The organism is Algoriphagus sanaruensis, from assembly GCF_001593605.1.
Lineage (GTDB): Bacteria > Bacteroidota > Bacteroidia > Cytophagales > Cyclobacteriaceae > Algoriphagus > Algoriphagus sanaruensis.
This window is the reverse complement of the sequence record NZ_CP012836.1, coordinates 945,207-966,794: the sequence shown is the minus strand read 5'-3', so window position 1 is coordinate 966,794 and position 21,588 is coordinate 945,207. Positions and strand designations below refer to the sequence as shown.

At 47.2% G+C, this 21,588-nt stretch carries 9 protein-coding genes and 1 tRNA gene; 6 read left to right on the top strand and 4 right to left on the bottom strand.

Going from position 1 to position 21,588, the window contains the following annotated elements; translation table 11 throughout:
- Positions 1-9 precede the first annotated feature (9 nt).
- The 4 genes from AO498_RS04300 to AO498_RS04285 form a co-directional block, all read right to left on the bottom strand.
- Positions 10-942 (bottom strand): PorP/SprF family type IX secretion system membrane protein, encoded by a 933-nt coding sequence (locus AO498_RS04300; protein WP_067544129.1) that lies wholly within the window; start codon positions 940-942, stop codon positions 10-12.
- Positions 943-1,050: 108 nt separating this feature from the next.
- Entirely contained in the window at positions 1,051-14,634 is a 13,584-nt protein-coding gene (locus tag AO498_RS04295; RefSeq protein WP_067544127.1) for an MBG domain-containing protein, read from the bottom strand.
- A gap of 500 nt (positions 14,635-15,134) precedes the next feature.
- Positions 15,135-16,307, bottom strand: coding sequence for a helix-turn-helix domain-containing protein (locus AO498_RS04290; protein WP_067544125.1), 1,173 nt, complete (start codon positions 16,305-16,307; stop codon positions 15,135-15,137).
- A gap of 742 nt (positions 16,308-17,049) precedes the next feature.
- Positions 17,050-17,121, bottom strand: a tRNA-Arg gene (locus tag AO498_RS04285).
- 144 nt (positions 17,122-17,265) lie between these two features.
- Between AO498_RS04285 and AO498_RS04280 the strand changes: the two genes are divergently transcribed.
- The 6 genes from AO498_RS04280 to gltX all read left to right on the top strand — a co-directional run bounded on the left by AO498_RS04280 (position 17,266) and on the right by gltX (position 21,587).
- Positions 17,266-17,814, top strand: coding sequence for a 30S ribosomal protein S16 (locus tag AO498_RS04280; protein ID WP_067544123.1), 549 nt, complete (start codon positions 17,266-17,268; stop codon positions 17,812-17,814).
- Between the two features lie 14 nt (positions 17,815-17,828).
- The gene (gene rimM, locus AO498_RS04275) at positions 17,829-18,359 is read left to right on the top strand and encodes a ribosome maturation factor RimM (RefSeq protein WP_067544121.1); all 531 of its coding nucleotides are present in this window, start codon (positions 17,829-17,831) and stop codon (positions 18,357-18,359) included.
- A 3-nt stretch (positions 18,360-18,362) separates the two neighbouring features.
- Positions 18,363-19,052: a tRNA (guanosine(37)-N1)-methyltransferase TrmD gene (gene trmD, locus AO498_RS04270; protein ID WP_067544119.1), complete on the top strand. Its 690-nt coding sequence runs from the start codon at positions 18,363-18,365 to the stop codon at positions 19,050-19,052.
- Between the two features lie 78 nt (positions 19,053-19,130).
- A complete protein-coding gene (gene rplS, locus AO498_RS04265) occupies positions 19,131-19,496 on the top strand; it encodes a 50S ribosomal protein L19 (protein WP_067544117.1) in 366 nt (121 codons plus the stop codon).
- An 81-nt stretch (positions 19,497-19,577) separates the two neighbouring features.
- Positions 19,578-19,862 (top strand): hypothetical protein, encoded by a 285-nt coding sequence (locus AO498_RS04260; protein WP_067544116.1) that lies wholly within the window; start codon positions 19,578-19,580, stop codon positions 19,860-19,862.
- A gap of 186 nt (positions 19,863-20,048) precedes the next feature.
- Positions 20,049-21,587: a glutamate--tRNA ligase gene (gene gltX / locus AO498_RS04255; RefSeq protein ID WP_067544114.1), complete on the top strand. Its 1,539-nt coding sequence runs from the start codon at positions 20,049-20,051 to the stop codon at positions 21,585-21,587.
- Position 21,588 lies beyond the last annotated feature (1 nt).

The window sequence follows — 21,588 nt, the reverse complement described above, 5'->3', positions numbered from 1 at the left end:
TCTAAATCATTACCACATCTGTACTCTTTCATCCTCTCGGTCAAACAGGCGCAGGCTGATCATAAACTCATGCGTAGGATTAGGAAGCAGGTAGCTCTTCAGCATCGGCCACTCGTATACGTAGCCAAAACGCATCTTACCCATCAAGAGTCCAAGCTGCATATTATTGGCATAATCATACCGATGGCCAACTCCCAGCCAAAACTTCTCATAAAACAAGAACTTCAGGTTAAACTCCAAATTGCTTGGCAAATCTGCCTGGGTTCTGAACATCCCGTTGGCGATTAAGGTCATTTGATCGTTCAGTTCGGTACGGTAGCCTGCCTGTGCTATTCCAACCCGGGGCTTCCGCTCCATGAAGATGTCCCCGCTGCTGATACTCCCCTGGTTTACATTATGTACCCCATAGGACACATAGTAACTTGGGTGGGTCAGGGACATGCCTAAATTGAAATCCAACACGTTCATGTTTGCAAAGCCTCCCCCATACTGGGCCAGCCTAGGGTCATTCGACTGCTCTGTGGTCAATCGGCTCGCATCCAATCGGATGCTGTTGATATTTACTCCGGCTCCCAGCCTTAGTCCAGCCCTATCACTCACCCGGATTCGGGAAGAATAACTCAGGATCAACTCTGTTTCTCGGAATGCCCCATACTCGTCGTTGAGCAGGTTAAGTCCTACTGCATTCTTGCCCAATTCACTCCCTGAAAACAGATCCGAAAAATCAAACTCCGCAGATACATAATAGGTCTTCGGAGCTCCTTCCCAGCCCGCCCACTGGTTGCGGACCAAGCCCTTCACCATCGAGCCCTCGTAAGAGGTCAGCGCCGGGTTCAGATAACCCTGCAAGTGACTGAACTGGGAAATATTTTTCCTGGATTGGGAAAATACTGCCACCGAACTCAACAGCAGCAAGAATAGAACTGAAAGTATTTTTTTCACGGTATTTGTCTTCTAGTCGTGGATCTTTTGGTTTTTTAATTGCTTTCTGTAATGCTTACAAAAGCTAGAGTGGGGAGAAGCGAATCAGATTCGCCTCTCCTTTTTGATTTAATCTCGGATCAGATTGAGCATACCCCTTCGTGTCTCTCCGGTCTCTCTCAGCTCCAGTACCCAGTAGTAGGTACCCACAGGAAGCTCTCTTCCCTTATAGGTCCCATCCCATCTCACATCCGGATCTTCAGTGTAGAATACCCGCTCTCCGCTTCGCTCAAATACCTGAACGCTGGCTCCCTGGTAGAACCGGATCTCCGGGATTCCCCAGGTATCATTGATCCCATCACCATCAGGGGTGAAGGTATTGTACACTTCAATCTGTGAGAGCTCCTGTCTGGTTCTGGATATCTCAAAGAACTTGTCCAGTGTATTGCCATCACGGTCTGTCACCCGAACTATGATCGTAAAGCTCGTCTTCCCTTCTGCCCTTTCCGCACTGCTCCAGAATAGGATATTGCCCTTGATCTCAAAGTAGCCGTTGTCATACCCAGCTCCCAGCAATTCTACTTGGTGGATATTATCTACCGGGTCGTTGACCTGGAAGGCTCCAACGGTAATGAAGAAGTTGGTCTCATCGCCCGCAAACGTATTATTGGTCAAAGTGACATCCACCGGTGCTGGTTTCGCATTCACACGGATAACCATCGTCACGCCCAGTTCATCCGGATTTTCTATGCCTTCCTGTAGAACAACTGTTCCCGAAATGGTATAGCTCCCTCTGGCAAAGACGTTTAATCCGCTGGTATTCCAGAGTACACCCACTTCAAAGGTTTGTCCGTCCGTAGTCTGAACTGTCACCTGGGTAGGCAGTACAGGATTCTTGCCCCATAATGTTTCCTGCAATGCAGGCTCTGTCACGGAAAGAATCCTTGCCGCCAAAATCTCCAGATTCCCTGCTTTTACTGTCAGCGTATAATTGGCGTTTGCCTTTAGCGTTCCCTGGCCGATTGCATAATTGCCAGGTACTTCACCAACTGCCCGTTTCAATTCCCCGGAAAGAACATTTGTTTCGATATCCTGTCCCTTCAATCCATTTACCTGATAGGTAAACACAGGATCAGTTTGACCAAATATTTTAGACTTGTTATCGATAGTTATATTCAAGGTAGCAGGAGTAACCGTCAAGGTGCCATTCACTAACGTGATGGTATAGTTAGCATCTGAGCCACCTGTCAGCGTGATCGGATAGGTTCCCACATTCGAACTTGCCGTTGCCGTAGTGGCAATGCCTGGTTCGGTAGCCACTTTCGTGTCTCCGTTGACCAAACCACTGTAGGTAAAGGTCAAGGCCGGATTTGCTTCCCCGTAGATTTTGCTCTTATCCGAAGCAGTGATCGTCAAAGCCTTCTTGCCAATGGTCAGCGTACCGTTGATGAGCGTGATCGCATAGTTCTGGTCTTCACCTCCGCTTAGGGTAATCGGATAAGTTCCCACATTCGAACTTGCCGTTGCCGTAGTGGCAATGCTTGGCTCGGTAGTCACTTTCGTGTCTCCATTGACCAAACCACTATACGTAAAGGTCAAGGCTGGATTCGCTTCCCCGTAGGTCTTCTGCTTGTTGGTAGCAGCGATGGTCAGGGCCTTCTTGCCAATGGTCAGCGTACCGTTGATGATCGTGATCGCATAGTTCTGGTCTTCACCTCCGCTTAGGGTAATCGGATAAGTTCCCACATTCGAACTTGCCGTTGCCGTAGTGGCAATGCTTGGCTCGGTAGTCACTTTCGTGTCTCCATTGACCAAACCACTATACGTAAAGGTCAAGGCTGGATTCGCTTCCCCGTAGGTCTTCTGCTTGTTGGTAGCAGTGATGGTCAGGGCCTTCTTGCCAATGGTCAGCGTACCATTGATGAGCGTAATCGCATAGTTCTGGTCTTCACCTCCGCTTAGGGTAATCGGATAAGTTCCCACATTCGAACTTGCCGTTGCCGTAGTGGCAATGCTTGGCTCGGTAGTCACTTTCGTGTCTCCATTGACCAAACCACTATACGTAAAGGTCAAGGCTGGATTCGCTTCCCCGTAGGTCTTCTGCTTGTTGGTAGCAGTGATGGTCAGGGCCTTCTTGCCAATGGTCAGCGTACCATTGATGAGCGTAATCGCATAGTTCTGGTCTTCACCTCCGGTTAGAGTTATTGGGTAAGTTCCCACATTCGAACTTGCCGTTGCCGTAGTGGCAATGCCTGGTTCGGTAGCCACTTTCGTGTCTCCATTGACCAAACCACTATACGTAAAGGTCAAGACCGGATTTGCTTCCCCGTAGGTCTTCTGCTTGTTCTCAGCCGTGATCGTCAGGGCCTTCTTGCCCACTGTCAAGGTGCCATTCACTAACGTGATGGTATAGTTAGCATCTGAGCCACCTGTCAGCGTGATTGGATAGGTTCCCACATTCGAACTTGCCGTTGCCGTAGTAGCGATGCTTGGCTCAGTAGCCACTTTCGTGTCTCCATTGACCAAACCACTGTAGGTAAAAGTCAAGGCTGGATTCGCTTCCCCGTAGGTCTTCTGCTTGTTGGTAGCAGTGATGGTCAGGGCCTTCTTGCCAATGGTCAGCGTACCATTGATGAGCGTAATCGCATAGTTCTGGTCTTCACCTCCGCTTAGGGTAATCGGATAAGTTCCCACATTCGAACTTGCCGTTGCCGTAGTAGCAATGCTTGGCTCGGTAGTCACTTTCGTGTCTCCATTGACCAAACCACTATACGTAAAGGTCAAGGCTGGATTCGCTTCCCCGTAGGTCTTCTGCTTGTTGGTAGCAGCGATGGTCAGGGCCTTCTTGCCCACCGTTAAGGTGCCTTTTTCATACGTGATCTCATAGTTCGCAAGGCCAGTGCCCTGTGCTCCCGAGATCATGATGTCATAGGTATTCACCCCTGCAGTCGCAGGTGCACCGGTCGATGTCAACGTTGCCGAAGTAACCCCATCACCATTGGTCAGACCATCAGTGGCAAACTCGGTTCCTTCAAAAGTGTATTCATCTCCGTAGGTCTTGCTGTCGTCATTCGCCGTGATCGTCAGAGCCTTCTTGCCCACTGTCAACGTGCCTTTTTCATACGTGATCTCATAGTTCGCAAAGCCAGTGCCCTGTGCTCCCGAGATCATGATGTCATAGGTATTCACCCCTGCAGTCGCAGGTGCACCGGTCGATGTCAACGTTGCCGAAGTAACCCCATCACCGTTGGTCAGACCATCAGTGGTAAACTCGGTTCCTTCAAAAGTGTATTCATCTCCGTAGGTCTTGCTGTCGTCATTCGCCGTGATCGTCAGGGCCTTCTTGCCAATGGTCAGCGTACCATTGATGAGCGTAATCGCATAGTTCTGATCTTCACCTCCGGTTAGAGTTATTGGGTAAGTTCCCACATTCGAACTTGCTGTTGCCGTGGTGGCAATGCCTGGTTCGGTAGTCACTTTCGTGTCTCCGTTGACTAGGCCGCTGTAGGTAAAGGTCAAAGCAGGATTGGCTTCTCCATAAGTCTTCTGCTTATCGTCGGCAGTGATCGTCAAAGCCTTCTTGCCGATGGCCAAAGTACCGTTAATGAGCGTAATCACATAGTTCTGATCTTCACCTCCGCTTAGGGTAATCGGGTATGTTCCCACATTCGAACTTGTAGTTGCTGTGGTAGCGATGCTTGGCTCGGTAGCCACTTTCGTGTCTCCGTTGACCAAACCACTGTAGGTAAAGGTCAAGGCTGGATTGGCCTCTCCGTAGGTCTTCTGCTTGTTCTCAGCCGTGATCGTCAGAGCCTTCTTGCCCACCGTTAAGGTGCCTTTTTCATACGTGATCTCATAGTTCGCAAGGCCAGTGCCCTGTGCTCCCGAGATCATGATGTCATAGGTATTCACCCCTGCAGTCGCAGGTGCACCGGTCGATGTCAACGTTGCCGAAGTAACCCCATCACCGTTGGTCAGACCATCAGTGGTAAACTCGGTTCCTGCAAAAGTGTATTCATCTCCGTAGGTCTTGCTGTCGTCATTCGCCGTGATCGTCAGGGCCTTCTTACCCACCGTCAAGGTGCCATTCACTAACGTGATGGTATAGTTATCATCTGAGCCACCTGTCAGCGTGATTGGATAGGTTCCCACATTCGAACTTGCTGTTGCCGTGGTGGCAATGTCTGGCTCGGTAGTCACTTTCGTGTCTCCGTTGACCAAACCATTATACGTAAAGGTCAATTCCGGATTGGCTTCCCCGTAGGTCTTCTGCTTATCGTCGGCAGTGATCGTCAGGGCTTTCTTACCAACCATCAGCGTTCCATTCACCAAGGTGATTGAATAGTTTTGATCTTCACCTCCTGTCAGCGTGATTGGATACGTGCCCACATTCGAGCTTACCGTTGCTGTGGTGGCAATGCTTGGTTCGGTAGTCACCTTGGTGTCTCCGTTGACTAGGCCGCTGTAGGTAAAGGTCAAAGCAGGATTCGCTTCTCCATAAGTCTTCTGCTTGTTCTCAGCAGTGATGGTCAAATCCTTCTTGCCTACCGTCAAGGTGCCATTCACTAACGTGATGGTATAGTTAGCATCTGAGCCACCTGTCAGCGTGATTGGGTAAGTTCCCACATTCGAACTTGCCGTTGCCGTAGTGGCAATGCCTGGTTCGGTAGTCACTTTCGTGTCACCATTCACCAAACCGCTGTAAGTAAAGGTCAATTCCGGATTCGCTTCCCCGTAGGTCTTCTGCTTGTCATCTGCCGTGATGGTCAAATCCTTCTTGCCCACTGTCAAGGTGCCATTCACTAACGTGATGGTATAGTTAGCATCTGAGCCACCTGTCAGCGTGATCGGATAGGTTCCCACATTCGAACTTGCCGTTGCCGTAGTGGCAATGCCTGGTTCGGTAGTCACTTTCGTGTCTCCGTTGACCAAACCGCTGTAAGTAAAGGTCAATTCCGGATTCGCTTCTCCGTAGGTCTTCTGCTTGTTCTCAGCAGTGATCGTCAGGGCCTTCTTGCCCACTGTCAAGGTGCCATTCACTAACGTGATGGTATAGTTAGCATCTGAGCCACCTGTCAGCGTGATCGGATAGGTTCCCACATTCGAACTTGCCGTTGCCGTAGTGGCAATGCCTGGTTCGGTAGTCACTTTCGTGTCTCCGTTGACCAAACCGCTGTAAGTAAAGGTCAATTCCGGATTCGCTTCTCCGTAGGTCTTCTGCTTGTTCTCAGCAGTGATCGTCAGGGCCTTCTTGCCCACTGTCAAGGTGCCATTCACTAACGTGATGGTATAGTTAGCATCTGAGCCACCTGTCAGCGTGATTGGGTAAGTTCCCACATTCGAACTTGCCGTTGCCGTAGTGGCAATGCCTGGTTCGGTAGTCACTTTCGTGTCACCATTCACCAAACCGCTGTAAGTAAAGGTCAATTCCGGATTCGCTTCCCCGTAGGTCTTCTGCTTGTCATCTGCCGTGATGGTCAAATCCTTCTTGCCCACTGTCAAGGTGCCATTCACTAACGTGATGGTATAGTTAGCATCTGAGCCACCTGTCAGCGTGATCGGATAGGTTCCCACATTCGAACTTGCCGTTGCCGTAGTGGCAATGCCTGGTTCGGTAGTCACTTTCGTGTCTCCGTTGACCAAACCGCTGTAAGTAAAGGTCAATTCCGGATTCGCTTCTCCGTAGGTCTTCTGCTTGTTCTCAGCAGTGATCGTCAGGGCCTTCTTGCCCACTGTCAAGGTGCCATTCACTAACGTGATGGTATAGTTAGCATCTGAGCCACCTGTCAGCGTGATCGGATAGGTTCCCACATTCGAACTTGCCGTTGCCGTAGTGGCAATGCCTGGCTCGGTAGTCACTTTCGTGTCTCCGTTGACCAAACCGCTGTAAGTAAAGGTCAATTCCGGATTCGCTTCCCCGTAGGTCTTCTGCTTGTCATCTGCCGTGATGGTCAAATCCTTCTTGCCCACTGTCAAGGTGCCATTCACTAACGTGATGGTATAGTTAGCATCTGAGCCACCTGTCAGCGTGATCGGATAGGTTCCCACATTCGAACTTGCCGTTGCCGTAGTGGCAATGCCTGGTTCGGTAGTCACTTTCGTGTCTCCGTTGACCAAACCGCTGTAAGTAAAGGTCAAAGTTGGATTAGACTCACCGTACGTCTTCTGTTTGTTGTCAGCAGTGATCGTAACTGGAGCAGGAATTATGGCCAATGTTGCGGTCAGAATCAGATCCTCGTAGTTGCTTCCCGTGATCGTCGCAGTAGCCGTTTGGCTTCCAACATTCGTTCTGCTGTTGTTGCTGTAGGACACAGAGGTGCCCTCAGGAAGAGTTCCGGTGATGGACAATGACTTGGCCGTGCCATCGTAAACAAAGCTTTCGTCCTCGAACGTGATGCCTGCTATCGTGGCTTTGGTCACTTCAAGCGTTGCGGTCAGAATCAGATCCTCGTAGTTGCTTCCCGTGATCGTCGCAGTAGCCGTTTGGCTTCCAACATTCGTTCTGCTGTTGTTGCTGTAGGACACAGAGGTGCCCTCAGGAAGAGTTCCGGTGATGGCCAATGACTTGGCCGTGCCATCGTAAACAAAGCTGTCGTCCTCGAACGTGATGCCTGCTATCGTGGCTTTGGTCACTTCAAGCGTTGCGGTCAGAATCAGATCCTCGTAGTTGCTTCCCGTGATCGTCGCAGTAGCCGTTTGGCTTCCAACATTCGTTCTGCTGTTGTTGCTGTAGGACACAGAGGTGCCCTCAGGAAGAGTTCCGGTGATGGCCAATGACTTGGCCGTGCCATCGTAAACAAAGCTGTCGTCCTCGAACGTGATGCCTGCTATCGTGGCTTTGGTCACTTCAAGCGTTGCGGTCAGAATCAGATCCTCGTAGTTGCTTCCCGTGATCGTCGCAGTAGCCGTTTGGCTTCCAACATTCGTTCTGCTGTTGTTGCTGTAGGACACAGAGGTGCCCTCAGGAAGAGTTCCGGTGATGGCCAATGACTTGGCCGTGCCATCGTAAACAAAGCTGTCGTCCTCGAACGTGATGCCTGCTATCGTGGCTTTGGTCACTTCAAGCGTTGCGGTCAGAATCAGATCCTCGTAGTTGCTTCCCGTGATCGTCGCAGTAGCCGTTTGGCTTCCAACATTCGTTCTGCTGTTGTTGCTGTAGGACACAGAGGTGCCCTCAGGAAGAGTTCCGGTGATGGCCAATGACTTGGCCGTGCCATCGTAAACAAAGCTGTCGTCCTCGAACGTGATGCCTGCTATCGTGGCTTTGGTCACTTCAAGGGTGCCATCAACATAGGTGATTGCATAGTTGGCTGTCACATCAATATTCGACCCATCTTTGATCAGCGCCCCACTCGCCACGTTCGCGCTTGTGCCAACATTGGTCTGACTTCCCGTTAACGTCGCCGTATACGTATGGCCACTCACCAAACTGCCTTCCGTGATACTGCTTCCACTATCCGTCAAGGCTGTGCCGTCATATATTTTATTATTGCTAGCTGCTGTAATGGTCAGAGGAATTAGCGTAGTCGCTTCCACTATAGCTGATTCACAGCTGGCACCTTGGGCATTCACTGCTCTAATCTTTACCTCATACGAAGTAGAATGAGTCAGTCCGGTGATCTCGAGTGGACTCTCTGTATCTGCAGGATCAAATTCAGTCCAATTCCCGCCATCCAACGAATATTCATAATTAGTTATCGCTGAACTTTCTTCACTACCTGGTGTAAAAGCCACCGATAAGGAGTTAAGACCTGCGGTAATTCCGGTGATTTCAGGAAGGGAAGCTAAGGTCACCGTCACCGAGGAGGTAGCCGTACAGCCACTGGCATCGGTAACCTTCAAGGTATAAGATCCCGCCTCACTCACCGTAAAGCTGCTGCCGCTACCTGCACATGGCAAATCAAATTTCATTACCGTGGCCGGGGCGTCTGAATCTTCCCAATCCGTATATGCCACATACGGTGTGCCGTCAGAGGCAATCGCTAAACTCGGGTAATCTCCCCCTGTGGAAAAACCAGGTGAACCCACAGGAACCCAAACCGAACCGTCAAACTTCATTAACGTGGCTTTAGTACTACCATTAAAATCATAGACACCATCCAGATAGGCCACATATGGCGTGCCGTCTGGAGCTATCACTAACCTTTGTTTATATGTCCAATCTTCGGAAAAACCAGCTGTCCCCACTACTTCCCAAGCCGAACCGTTAAATTTCATTACCGTGGTTTTATCCCCCTGAACCTTGTCCGCATAAGCAACATACGGTGTGCCGTCTCGGTCAATCGCTAAACTTTGATATTCTGCCTGTCCTGTAGAAAGTCCAGCTGTACCCACTGCAACCCAGGCAGAACCATCAAATTTCATCACCGTGGTTTTATTACCATTCCCCCAATCCCGGTAAGCAACATATGGCGTGCCGTCAGGGGTAATCGCTAAACTTTGGTAATCTGCCCCTCCTGCGGAAAAACCAGCTGTTCCCACTACTTCCCAAGCAGAACCGTTAAATTTCATTACCGTAGTTTTACTGCTCTGAGCCGCATCCCGGTAACCAACATAAGGCGTCCCGTCGGGGGAAATAGCTAAACTTTGCCAAAGTGACTCTCCAGCAGAAAAACCAGCTGTTCCCACTACTTCCCAAGCAGAACCGTTAAATTTCATTACCGTGGTCTTATTTCCCTGAGTACCATCTTGGTAAGCCACATATGGCGTGCCGTCAGGGGCAATCGCTAAACTTTGATAAGATGCCACTCCTGCGGAAAAACTAGCTGTTCCCACTGCAGTCCAAGCAGAACTGTTAAATTTCATTACCGTAGTCTTAAATCCCACATCCTGACCCTTATCCTGGTAAGCCACATATGGAGTGCCGTCAGGGGCAATCGCCAAACTATTATACTTTGCACCAATTCCTGTAGCACCAACCAGATTCCAGGAAGCAGGAGTGTCAGCATTATACCAACAGTAACTGCCTCCCACTACCTCAGCCGTACTTAACGTGGTGCTACCTCCCTCACAAAAAGTAAGATCTCCCTCGATCTGAGGGGCTGTGAGTGTACAAGTAGCTAGAGTAGTCGTTTCCACCATAGCCGATTCACAGCTGTAACCTTGGGCATTCTTTGCTCTGATCATTACCTGATAAAAAGTAGATGGAGTCAGTCTGTCGATCAATAGTGGACTCTGTGTATCATAAGGTAATAATCCAACCCAATCTTCGCCACCATTTAAAGAATATTCATAATTGGTAATCGCTGAACCTCCTGCACTACCCTGCGTAAAGGCCACCGATAAGGAAGTAGCATTTGCAGTAATTCCGTTGATTACAGGAGTATCCGGTACAAACAGGGCCTCTGACGTCATCAACAACCCAGTCCCGTAATCATCCACTGCCACAAACAGTCCGTCGCCATAGGTGACGGAGCTCCAAGAGAAAGGGAATTCAACTGCACGGGCGGTCCATTCAATCCCGTTCGTACTGGTCATCACTCGGTCTGATTCAGAAGTTGCCACAAACAGCCCGTTGCCATAGGTGACGGATTGCCAAGCGTTAGCTTCTGGAACTGCGTGGGCGGTCCATTCAATCCCGTCTGGACTGGTCATCACTCGGTTTGTGCCAGAACTTCCCACTGCTACAAACAGCCCGTTGCCATAGGTGACGGAACGCCAGTTGATAGCTGCTGCAGCTGTTTGGGGGGTCCAGGTAATCCCATCCGGACTGGTCATCACTTGGTTGTTTGTGCCTGTATTTGCCACTGCTACAAACTGCCCGTTGCCATAGGTAACGGAAAACCAAAAGTTAGCTGCTGCAGCTGCGCGGGCGGTCCAGGTAATCCCGTCCGGACTGGTCATCACTCGGTTTGTGCCATTAGTTGCCACTGCTACAAACAGCCCGTTGCCGTAGGTGACGGAGCGCCAACCGTTATTTTCTGCAGCTGGGCGGGCGGTCCAGGTAATCCCGTCCGGACTGGTCATCACTCGGTTTGTGCCATCACCTGCCACCGCAACAAACCGCCCGTTGCCATAGGTGACGGATTGCCAACTGTTATTTTCTGCAGCTGCGCGGGCGGTCCAGGTAATCCCGTCCGGACTGGTCATCACTTGGTTTGTGCCATAACTTGCCACTGCAACAAACAGCCCGTTGCCATAGGTGACGGAGCTCCAAGGGTTAGCTGCTGCAGCTGCGCGGGCGGTCCAGGTTTTCCCCTCCCGCTGCCCATCCTGCGGAGTGACTTCGACAGGTTCGGATGGATCACCGTCTCCGGCAGTTGTCACTGCCCGCAGGCGTACGGAGTAGGTGGTACAATTGGTCAGCCCCTCTATCGTGACCGCTCCGGACTTTGCCACAGGATCAAAAGGCTTCCACTCCCCTCCATCCAGGGAGTATTCGTAGTTAATGATCGGAGAGCCGCCATTATCGAATGGCTCCGTAAACGAAATATGGGCCGAACCCACTCCCGGTTTAGCTGTTAGATTGGTGGGGGCAAGGGGGGGGCCGAGTGTCCTCGCTTCTACCATAGCCACACAGCTGGCGCCTTGGGCATTCACTGCTCTGATCTTTACCTGATACGAAGTAGATGGAGTCAGGCCGGTAATCTCCAATGGACTTCCCGTCACAGCAGGATTTGGGGTTGACCAAGTAGCACCATTATCCAGAGAATATTCATAATTGGTAATCGCTGAACCTCCTGCACTACCCTGCGTAAAGGCTACCGATAAGGAAGTAGCACCTGCAGTAATTCCCGTGATTTCAGGAAGGGTAGCTAATGTCACCGTCACTGAGGAGGTAGCCGTACAGCCGCTGGCATCCATAACCTTGAAGGTATAAGATCCCGCCGCAGTCACCGTAAAGCTGCTGCCGTTACCGGCACATGGCTGATCAAATTTCCTTACCGTGGTACTACCCTCATCCTGGTAAGCCACATAGGGCGTGCCGGTTTTAGGATCAATCGCTAAACTTTGATACGTTAAATTTCCAGAAGTACTTTCTCCAGAAGATCCAAGTGTACCAACAACTACCCAATCCAAACCGTTAAATTTCATTACCGTGGTTCTACTAATAAAACCTAGCTTATCCTGGTAAGCCACATAGGGCGTGCCGTCAGGGTGGAACTCTAAACTTTGGTAAGTTGCAGTTCCTGTGGAAAAACCAGCTATACCTACAACTTCCCAACCCGAACCGTTAAATTTCATCACCGTGGTTTTATTGCTCTGAGACCCATCCTGGTAAGCCACATAGGGCGTGCCGTCAGGGTGGAACGCTAAACTTTGGTAAGATGCAGTTCCTGTGGAAAAACCAGCTATACCTACAACTTCCCAACCCGAACCATTAAATTTTCTCACAGTGGTTTTACCCAAAGAATTATCATTATATGCAACATACGGCGTGCCGTCAGGGTGGAACGCTAAACTTTGGAAGGATGATGTTCCATCGGAAAAACCAGCTGAACCCACTACTTGCCAAGCCGAACCGACAAATTTCATCACCGTGGTTCGACTCTGACTAAATTCAGGTTGCCATTCCGCAAAAGCTACATAGGGCGTACCGTCAGGAGCGATCGCTAAACTTGGCAATAATGAACTTCCTGATGAAAAACCAGCGGTACCGACAACTTCCCAACCCGAACCGTTAAATTTCATTACCGTAGTTTTATTGCTCTGAGACCCATCCCGGTAAGCTACATAGGGCGTGCCGTCAGGAGCAATCGCTAAACTTTGATATAATGAACTTCCTGAGGAAAAACCAGCGGTACCGACAACTTCCCAACCCGAACCGTTAAATTTCATTACCGTAGTTTTATTGCTCTGAGACCCATCCCGGTAAGCTACATAGGGCGTGCCGTCAGGAGCAATCGCTAAACTTTGGTAAGTTGCAGTTCCGGAAAAACCAGCTGTACCAACGGGATTCCAAGAACCAGGAGTGTCAGCATTATACCAACAATAACTGCATCCCACTACCTCAGCCGTACTAAGTGTGGTGCTGCCTCCCTCACAAAAAGTAAGGTCTCCCTCGATCTCAGGGGCTGTGAGTGTACAATCATCTGTTTCAGCTAAAGTAGTTGCTTGCTCCATAGCTGATTCACAGCTGGCACCTTGGGCATTCACTGCTCTAATCTTTACCTGATACGACGTAGATGGATTCAATCCTGTGATCTCCAATGGACTTCCTGTTACAGCGGGATCTGGTGTTGACCAAGTAGTACCATTATCCAAAGAATATTCATAATTGGTAATCGCTGAACCTCCTGCACTACCCTGCGTAAAGGCTACCGATAAGGAAGTAGCACCTGCAGTAATTCCCGTGATTTCAGGAGTATCCGGCACCAACAAGGCTTCTGAAGTCATAACCGTTTCATCACTCACAGCCACAAAACGCCCGTTGGCGTAGGTGATGGATCGCCAAGAGTAATCTTCGGTTGATCGGGCGGTCCAGGTAATCCCATCCGTACTGGTCATAACTTGGTTTGTGCCCGATGCGACATAATTTGCCACTGTCACAAACAGCCCGTTGCCGTAGGTGACAGAATTCCAACTGTTAAAATCTTCAGAAGCTGCGCCGCCGGTCCAGGTAATCCCGTCCGGACTGGTCATCACCTGGTCTGTGAGAGTTTCATCAGTTTTGTTTGCAACTGCTACATACAGCCCGTTGCCATAGGTGACAGAATTCCACCATTGTTGAGGAGCTGGTCTCTCGGTCCAGGTAATCCCATCCGGACTGATCATCACTTGGTTTGAACCTTCATCTGCCACTGCCACAAACAGCCCGTTGCCATAGGTGACGGATCTCCAAACGCTAGCTTCTGCAGCTGCGTGGGCGGTCCAGGTAATCCCGTCCGGACTGGTCATCACTTGGTTTGCGCCATAACTTGCCACTGCTACAAACAGCCCGTTACCATAGGTGACGGAGCTCCAATCGCTAGTTTCTGCAGCTGCGCGGGCGGTCCAGGTAATCCCGTCCGGACTGGTCATCACTTGGTTTGCGCCATAACTTGCCACTGCTACAAACAGCCCGTTGCCATAGGTGACGGAGCTCCAATCGCTAGCTTCTGCAGCTGCGCGGGCGGTCCAAGTAATCCCGTCCGGGCTTGTCATCACTTGGTTTGCGCCATAACTTGCCACTGCTACAAACAGCCCGTTGCCATAGGTGACGGAGCTCCAATCGCTAGCTTCTGCAGCTGCGCGGGCAATCCAGGTTATTCCCTCACGCTGTCCATACAGCGGAGTGACTTCGACAGCTTCGGATGGATTACCGTCTCCGGCTGCTGTCACAGCCCGCAGGCGTACGGAGTAGGTGGTACAATTGGTAAGTCCTTCTATCGTGACCGCACCGGACTTTGCCGCCGGCTCGAAGGCAGTCCAGGCCCCACCATCTAGGGAGAATTTGTAATTAATGATCGGAGAGCCTCCGTTATCTAATGGCTCGGTAAACGAAATATGAGCCGAACCTACTCCCGGTTTTGCTGTTAGATTGGTGGGAGCAGAGGCTATGAAAAAAAGAGCGGCATCCATTGGCCTTGCTGAGGCATCAAAAATTTCCCAATCCTTTTCATCTACCAAATACTTGGAAGGAGTTGAGGATACCCAGGTCTCTAGTCCTTTTCCAAAGGCATGGGTCCCGGTGAGTACAATTCCTAGGGAGATAATTGAAAACATCCACGAGATGAAGTTGCCTCCTCTTGTAGAACGTGTCCCTAATTCAGCTAGCGTAATTCCTTTTTTCATATGCCTTTTAATTGATCAATCGGAAGAAATGAGCAAGACCCAATTTTTCCTTCATCAACAAAGGTTGCGTACAAGGAAAAAGAAATGAAGAGGAACTCTGTATCAAAATGATTTTTGATACAAAATCAGATTTAAATACTACTTGATGTATTTGTAAGGCGTTTTTATGTGCTTATAAAAAAATGATACAAGGCACCCTCTCTTGACAAGACCGATATGGATTGTGGTTTTGTTTCCCCGATTGACCAGAGAAAAAATGGTACAAAATTTTGATACAGGAAATTATTTAAGCTTCGGATTAATGATACAAAAATTTTTATGATAAGTTTTTATTGTTATTTGATTCACATAATTAGACATGTATTTCACCAAAAATAACCCTGTATCATTTTTTAATTTGAATTTTTAACCCCACAAATCATCAAACACTCCCAAACACCTCCAAGGACAGATGAATTTGCTCATTCTATCTCGCTGCAGCGAATAAACTAGAAATTGACTTAGTTAGACCTTACCAGATCCCAATATTCAGAGGGGGTCATGGACGTTTCCTTTTTAAAGGCTCTGTAAAAAGTGATACGAGAATTAAAACCAGAAATCTCTGCCAACGCATCAATGGTAAAATCATCAAGATACCCTTCCTCTATCTTGGATTTTGAAAATTCAATTCGAAGTGAATTGATGAATTCCTTTGTGCTTTTTCCGAATTCCTTGAAAATTTCATCTGATAATTGCTTGGGATTCATTCCTAGCTCATCCTCCAAATCAGCAATCCTTAAATTTGGATTGAGAAAAAAAATCTGATTCTGTAAAATTTTTTCTATTGATGGTTTTTGTGGTTTCTTCTGTGCTTCAGGGAGAACTTTATCCTTTTTAACTTCATTTTGTTCTCTGTTAGGATTAAGAAAAGAAGAAGTATTTTTAGGTTGTATTTTGATACTGACTCCATTAAAAAAGTAAAGGATAAAGCTAAATAGAGTTAAAAAAAGAACAATAAAGTTGAAGGTGGTTACAGGGGATAAATACACCCCAGAAAAATAATAGGTCAAATACACTGAGTATTGAGAGATAGACGCAAGGTGAAAACCCGCGAAGAATAAAAGAGTGGGCTTAAGCCAAAAGTTAATCGCTTCTATCTTTAGGACTTTTTTAGTAAAAACATCATTGACAAAAATCAATCTCCAGGCTAAGAAATAGTAGATCACCATCAATCCATACCGGACCGCATCAACCCATATAATAGGTAAAAACCCGTCTGCATGAAACATCCAACCTAGTCTCTCAGATAGCATCAACTCTGCGATTTTTCGCTTTTCCTCCAAAGGCAAAACATAAACTGGGAGGGAGTCAAGAACGGCTAGGAAAAACGGTAAAGAATGAAGCCAGTATTTTTTTTGGAACGAAAAATGAGAATTGGTCAGTTGAAGGACTCCCAAATAAAACAACGGAGCTGTCAAAAACATAATCGGACTAATGGCCCGCAAAAAGAAAGGGGAATCTTGGATATACCCAAAATCAAATAATACAATTTGAGATACCAAAAAGATCGAAATGGATAATAATGAATAACTAAAAAACCGGATTGGGAAATCTTTTTTATCCCCATTTGAAACCACCAGGACTGCGATCAACAGAAATAATATAAATAGGATTAAAAATAAAACTTTGAACATGCGCCAGTAGAAGCATTGGTTAGCGAGCTACAAAAGTCTGATTTTCTCTGAAAAGAAAAAACAAAAATTCAATTCGACTGAATACGGGTCTGTTGAAAAACTGGATCTAGTTGGTTAAAATATTTATCAAAGCAGGCAATCAGACCTTTTCTAATGAATGCTTAGGAGAATATTTTTCTGTACAATTTAGCCTGTGAATTCATAGTTGCCGGATAAATCTCCTTTAAGATTACATTTTCTGAACTGAATTCACCTTTAGGTTTGATGATTTATGGACCAACCAATAGTGGGATTTCCACTTTTTATAACCCCATCCACTTTAATAAAGCGGCCCTTCGTGAACCATCCATCAATCATTGGGGAATAGGATGAAGGTATGTTGAAGATAAATAACCAGCTAAGTAGAATAGCTTTCATTTACTAGGTGTTTGATACAATGTTCCTCAGAATAAGGTTTTGGATCTAATTATTTGGATATCCTATTGAGACTATACCTCTATAATCATGAAAAATTTACCAAAAAGAAAATTAATTCTCCAAACCGGGTGGGGCCAATTTTCGGATTTGGTTTTTGATTTTGGACCCTTTGTCAAACTCACTTAATTAAAAAATATATATGCACACTAGAGTAAACGAGTGAGTCAGCTTCAATTAAATGTGGGGATCATCTCAGCAAAGTGTCCCCCAAAGTGTCCCCTGAAAAATAAAAAAGCCATATAGGTAATTTATATAGCTTTTTTTGTAGTCCCGACGGGAATCGAACCCATATCTAACGTTTAGGAAACGTCTATTCTATCCATTGAACTACGGGACCATAGAATCGTCGCAAGATAAGCCAATTCCCAAAATACCCACAAATATTCTCGACACAACTTGTGGCTTTACAAGGTTTTACCCTATCTTTGCACTCCAAAATTAGGATGGACGGGTTCCATCCACTCACTAAATCATATCAATTATGTCAGTAAAAATCAGATTAGCACGTCGTGGCCGTAAAAAACAAGCCATCTATGACGTCGTTGTAGCTGATGCAAGAGCTCCACGTGATGGACGCTTCATCGAGAAACTCGGAACTTACAATCCGAACACAAACCCTGCTTCTATCAACATCAACAATGAGCGCGCTCTTACCTGGTTGTTGAACGGAGCTCAGCCTACCGATACGGTAAAGGCGATGCTTTCTTACCGAGGTGTATTGCTTAAGAAGCATTTGCAAATCGGTGTATTGAAAGGTGCAATTACTCAAGAGCAAGCTGATGCTAAATTCAATGCTTGGGTAGCTGAGAAAGAAACCAAAATCACTGGTAAAAAAGATCAATTGGCTGCTGCTAAGGCTGATGCTCGTCAGAAAGCTCTTGCTGCAGAAACTGCTAAAAACCAAGCTCGTCTTGATGCTATCAAGGCAAGAGAGGATGAAGCTAAAGCTGCTGCCGCTGCCGCTGAGGCACCTGCTGCTGAAGAAGCTGCTACTGAAGCTCCTGCAGAAGGCGGAGAAGCTGAAGCTTGATAAATTAATAATCCATGAACAAGGATCAGTGCTTTCAATTAGGCCGTATTGCCAAAGTTCATGGACTTCGTGGTGAAGTAAATGTGGTGCTCGATGTAGATTATCCTGAGGATTACGAAGGATTGGAGCATCTCTTCCTCGAACAAAAAGGCCGATTGGTCCCCTTCTTTTTGGAACATTTTGTAATCCAACCAGGAGGCAGGGCACTCGCCAAATTTGAGGATTTGAATTCGCTAGAACAGGTAGAACCCCTCGTGGGTTCGGAGGCTTACCTTCCGCTTACTGAGCTACCCGAATTAGAGGATGATCAATATTACTACCACGAGCTGATCGGATTTGAAGTCATCGATGAGGTGCTTGGACTGATCGGCCCTGTGCAGATTATCTACGATCTAGAAACACAGGATCTCCTCGGAGTAATCCACAAGGAAAAAGAGGTGCTCATTCCGATTCAGGATGGCATCATCACCCAAGTGGACAAGGCAGCAAAGAAAGTTTTCTGCCGACTACCCGAAGGCTTACTTGACATTTATCTGGAAGATTAACCTATGCATATCGATATCATTTCGGTAGTGCCTGGACTTTTGGAAGGACCATTTTCACACTCCATTCTTAAACGAGCGGAAGAAAAAGGACTTGCATCTGTTCGAGTACACAACTTGAGAGATTATGCTACCGGCAAACAAAAGCAGGTAGACGATTATGCATTTGGTGGTGGTGCTGGTATGGTCATGATGATCGAGCCTATTGCTCGGTGCATCGAAAGCCTCCAAAAAGAACGGTCATACGATGAAATCATCTACATGACACCTGACGGAGAAACCTTTGATCAACCGATGGCCAATACCCTTTCCATGAAAAAAAATCTACTCATTCTTTGTGGACACTACAAAGGAGTTGATCAGCGGGTTAGGGATCGGTTTATCACCAAAGAAATCAGCATAGGGGATTTTGTCCTCTCTGGCGGGGAACTAGCCGCTGCAGTTATTGCAGATGCAGTCATCCGACTGATTCCTGGAGTACTTAATGATGAAACGTCAGCATTGACGGATTCCTTCCAAGATAATTTGCTCGCCCCACCGGTATATACCCGGCCTGCGGAATACGATGGAATGACTGTTCCTGAAGTACTTCTTTCAGGACATGAGGCCAAGATAAGCGAATGGAGATTTGAAGCGTCGGTTCGTCGAACCCGAGAAAAAAGACCTGATCTGCTGAAAGGCAGTGGCTGGGAATAGACGAGACAAGATTTTAACAGAAGTAATTCATTTAAACCGCTGCGGCGGTGCACTGCGAAAGCATAAAAACATAAAGCTATGAGCGATCTAATGAAAATTGTAGAAGCGGAATACAGCGATGTAAGATCAAAATTCCCTTCTTTCAAATCCGGTGATACCATCAACGTACACGTACGTATCAAAGAAGGTAACAAGGAGCGTATCCAGCAGTTCCAAGGAACTGTAATTCAGCGCAAAAACCCTAACTCAATGGGCGAAACCTTCACAGTACGGAAAATCTCCAATGGAGTAGGTGTGGAGCGTATCTTCCCAATTCTTTCTCCTTCTATCGAGCAAATTGACTTGGTAAGAGAAGGTAAAGTAAGAAGAGCTCGTCTATTCTATCTTAGAGGACGTCAGGGTAAAGCTGCACGTATCAAAGAAAATATCAGAGCAAAACACTAAGATTTGCCTGTCTGAAAAAAAGGAACTTCGAAAGAGGTTCCTTTTTTTGTTTTAGGCTAAATTGAAGAAAATCCGATCGCTATGAATTCATCCATTTCCTATACTGACCCCGGTGCAATTTTGGGAAGAGCATTTCTCCGTATCGGGCAGGTTATTTTGGTACTCTTTGCCTTGGGCAGCGGTTATATGGTCTACTTGGGGTCTGAGGGTTTGTTTTCAGACTGGGAGATCGAGATAGAGGAGGATTTACTTTGGTTATTTCCATTCGTAAGTCCTGAGGATTGGGTCAGCTATTTTTTTGTAGGACTTGGGCTGAAGTGTCTCTTTTGGGTTGGAATTTTAGCTTGGTTGGAAAGGAAGATTTGAAGGGGAAAATTAAGCCACGCAAACTCCTTTCGATCGATCAATTTTCAGGACAAATCCCAAAACCATGATCTCCTTACTTTTTGATGAATTCCTCCCCTTTCCCCAACTATTCCCTATCTTTGCCCCCTGATTTGAACTAAACCAATCCCAGTTTTTTGGGGTTTAAAGCTCAATTACAAACCAATCATGAATAGAGAAGTTCGCGTACGATTTGCTCCTTCACCTACAGGTGCTTTACACATTGGTGGAGTTCGGACAGCCTTATACAATTACCTTTTTGCCAAAAAACACGGTGGAAAGTTTCTTCTTCGAATTGAGGATACAGATCAAAACCGCTTTGTTCCGGGTGCGGAGGATTACATTCGGGAGTCTTTGGATTGGTTAGGAATCACTCCTGACGAAAGCCCTTGGAAGCCAGGAGAAGTCGGTCCTTACCGTCAATCTGAGCGAAAGGAAATGTATATGCAGTATGCACTTGACCTCGTTGAGAAAGGTCACGCCTACTACGCATTTGATACTGCTGAGGAATTAGAGGCTATGCGTGAGCGATTGACTGCGGCCCGAGTCGTACAGCCTCAATACAATGGCATCACTCGAATGCAAATGAAAAATTCATTGACTCTTCCGGCAGACGAAGTCAAAGCCCGGTTGGAGTCAGGAGATCCCTATGTGATCCGAGTGAAAATCCCATTGAAAGAAGATGTTCGACTCAATGATATGATTAGAGGATGGGTAATGGTGCATACCAGTACCTTGGATGATAAAGTCCTCATGAAGTCAGACGGCATGCCTACTTATCATTTGGCCAATATCGTCGATGATCATTTGATGGGAATTACCCATGTGATTCGAGGCGAAGAGTGGCTCCCATCGGCGCCACTCCACGTTCTGCTTTATCGCTTTTTGGGATGGGAAAGTACCATGCCCCAATTTGCCCACTTGCCTCTTTTGCTGAAGCCTGACGGAAATGGTAAGCTTTCCAAAAGGGATGGAGATAAACTTGGCTTCCCAGTTTTCCCATTAAATTGGACTGACCCATTTACAAATGAGAAGTCGAGTGGATTTCGTGAAAAAGGCTATTTGCCAGATGCCTTTCTTAATTTCCTCGCATTTTTGGGTTGGAACCCAGGCGATGAACGGGAAATTTTCTCAGTTGAGGAACTGGTCGAAGCATTCTCCATTGAGCGAATTGGAAAGGCTGGAACCAAGTTTGACATCGCAAAAGCCAACTGGTATAACGAACAGTACATTCGTAACAAACCAAATACAGCATTGGAGAACTTCTTAATTGAGGATGCAAAAGCAGAAGGAATCGAAATTTCTTCCGAAAAGGCTAACGCTATTCTCAATCTTTTGAAAGAGCGCGTAGTATTCCCCTCCGATTTTTGGAGAGATAGTAAATTTATCTTCATTGCACCAATGGCTTTTGACCAAGATGTAGCTGCCAAAAAATGGAATGCCGATGCAATTACCGTTTTGACTGCTTATGCCGCAGCCTTGGATCAAGTAACCACCGCATTCGATGCCAGTCAGGCTAAATCCCTTCTCGAACAAACCGCAGAAACAGCGGGAATCAAACTAGGAAAGATCATGCAAGCCGTACGACTAGCAGTAACAGGAATGGGAGCAGGTCCTGATTTGATGGAAGTTTTTGCCATTTTGGGACCAAAAGAATTAGCCCAGCGTATCAGATTTGCGTTAGAAAAGTTGTCCATCCCATCCTAAT

What these genes read in the sequence shown, in the direction of transcription:
- AO498_RS04295 (WP_067544127.1), bottom strand. Translation starts at nt 14,634, where the DNA reads ATGAAAAAAGGAATTACGCTAGCTGAATTAGGGACACGTTCTACAAGA.
- AO498_RS04290 (WP_067544125.1), bottom strand. Translation starts at nt 16,307, where the DNA reads ATGTTCAAAGTTTTATTTTTAATCCTATTTATATTATTTCTGTTGATC.
- AO498_RS04280 (WP_067544123.1), top strand. Translation starts at nt 17,266, where the DNA reads ATGTCAGTAAAAATCAGATTAGCACGTCGTGGCCGTAAAAAACAAGCC.
- rimM (WP_067544121.1), top strand. Translation starts at nt 17,829, where the DNA reads ATGAACAAGGATCAGTGCTTTCAATTAGGCCGTATTGCCAAAGTTCAT.
- trmD (WP_067544119.1), top strand. Translation starts at nt 18,363, where the DNA reads ATGCATATCGATATCATTTCGGTAGTGCCTGGACTTTTGGAAGGACCA.
- rplS (WP_067544117.1), top strand. Translation starts at nt 19,131, where the DNA reads ATGAGCGATCTAATGAAAATTGTAGAAGCGGAATACAGCGATGTAAGA.
- AO498_RS04260 (WP_067544116.1), top strand. Translation starts at nt 19,578, where the DNA reads ATGAATTCATCCATTTCCTATACTGACCCCGGTGCAATTTTGGGAAGA.
- gltX (WP_067544114.1), top strand. Translation starts at nt 20,049, where the DNA reads ATGAATAGAGAAGTTCGCGTACGATTTGCTCCTTCACCTACAGGTGCT.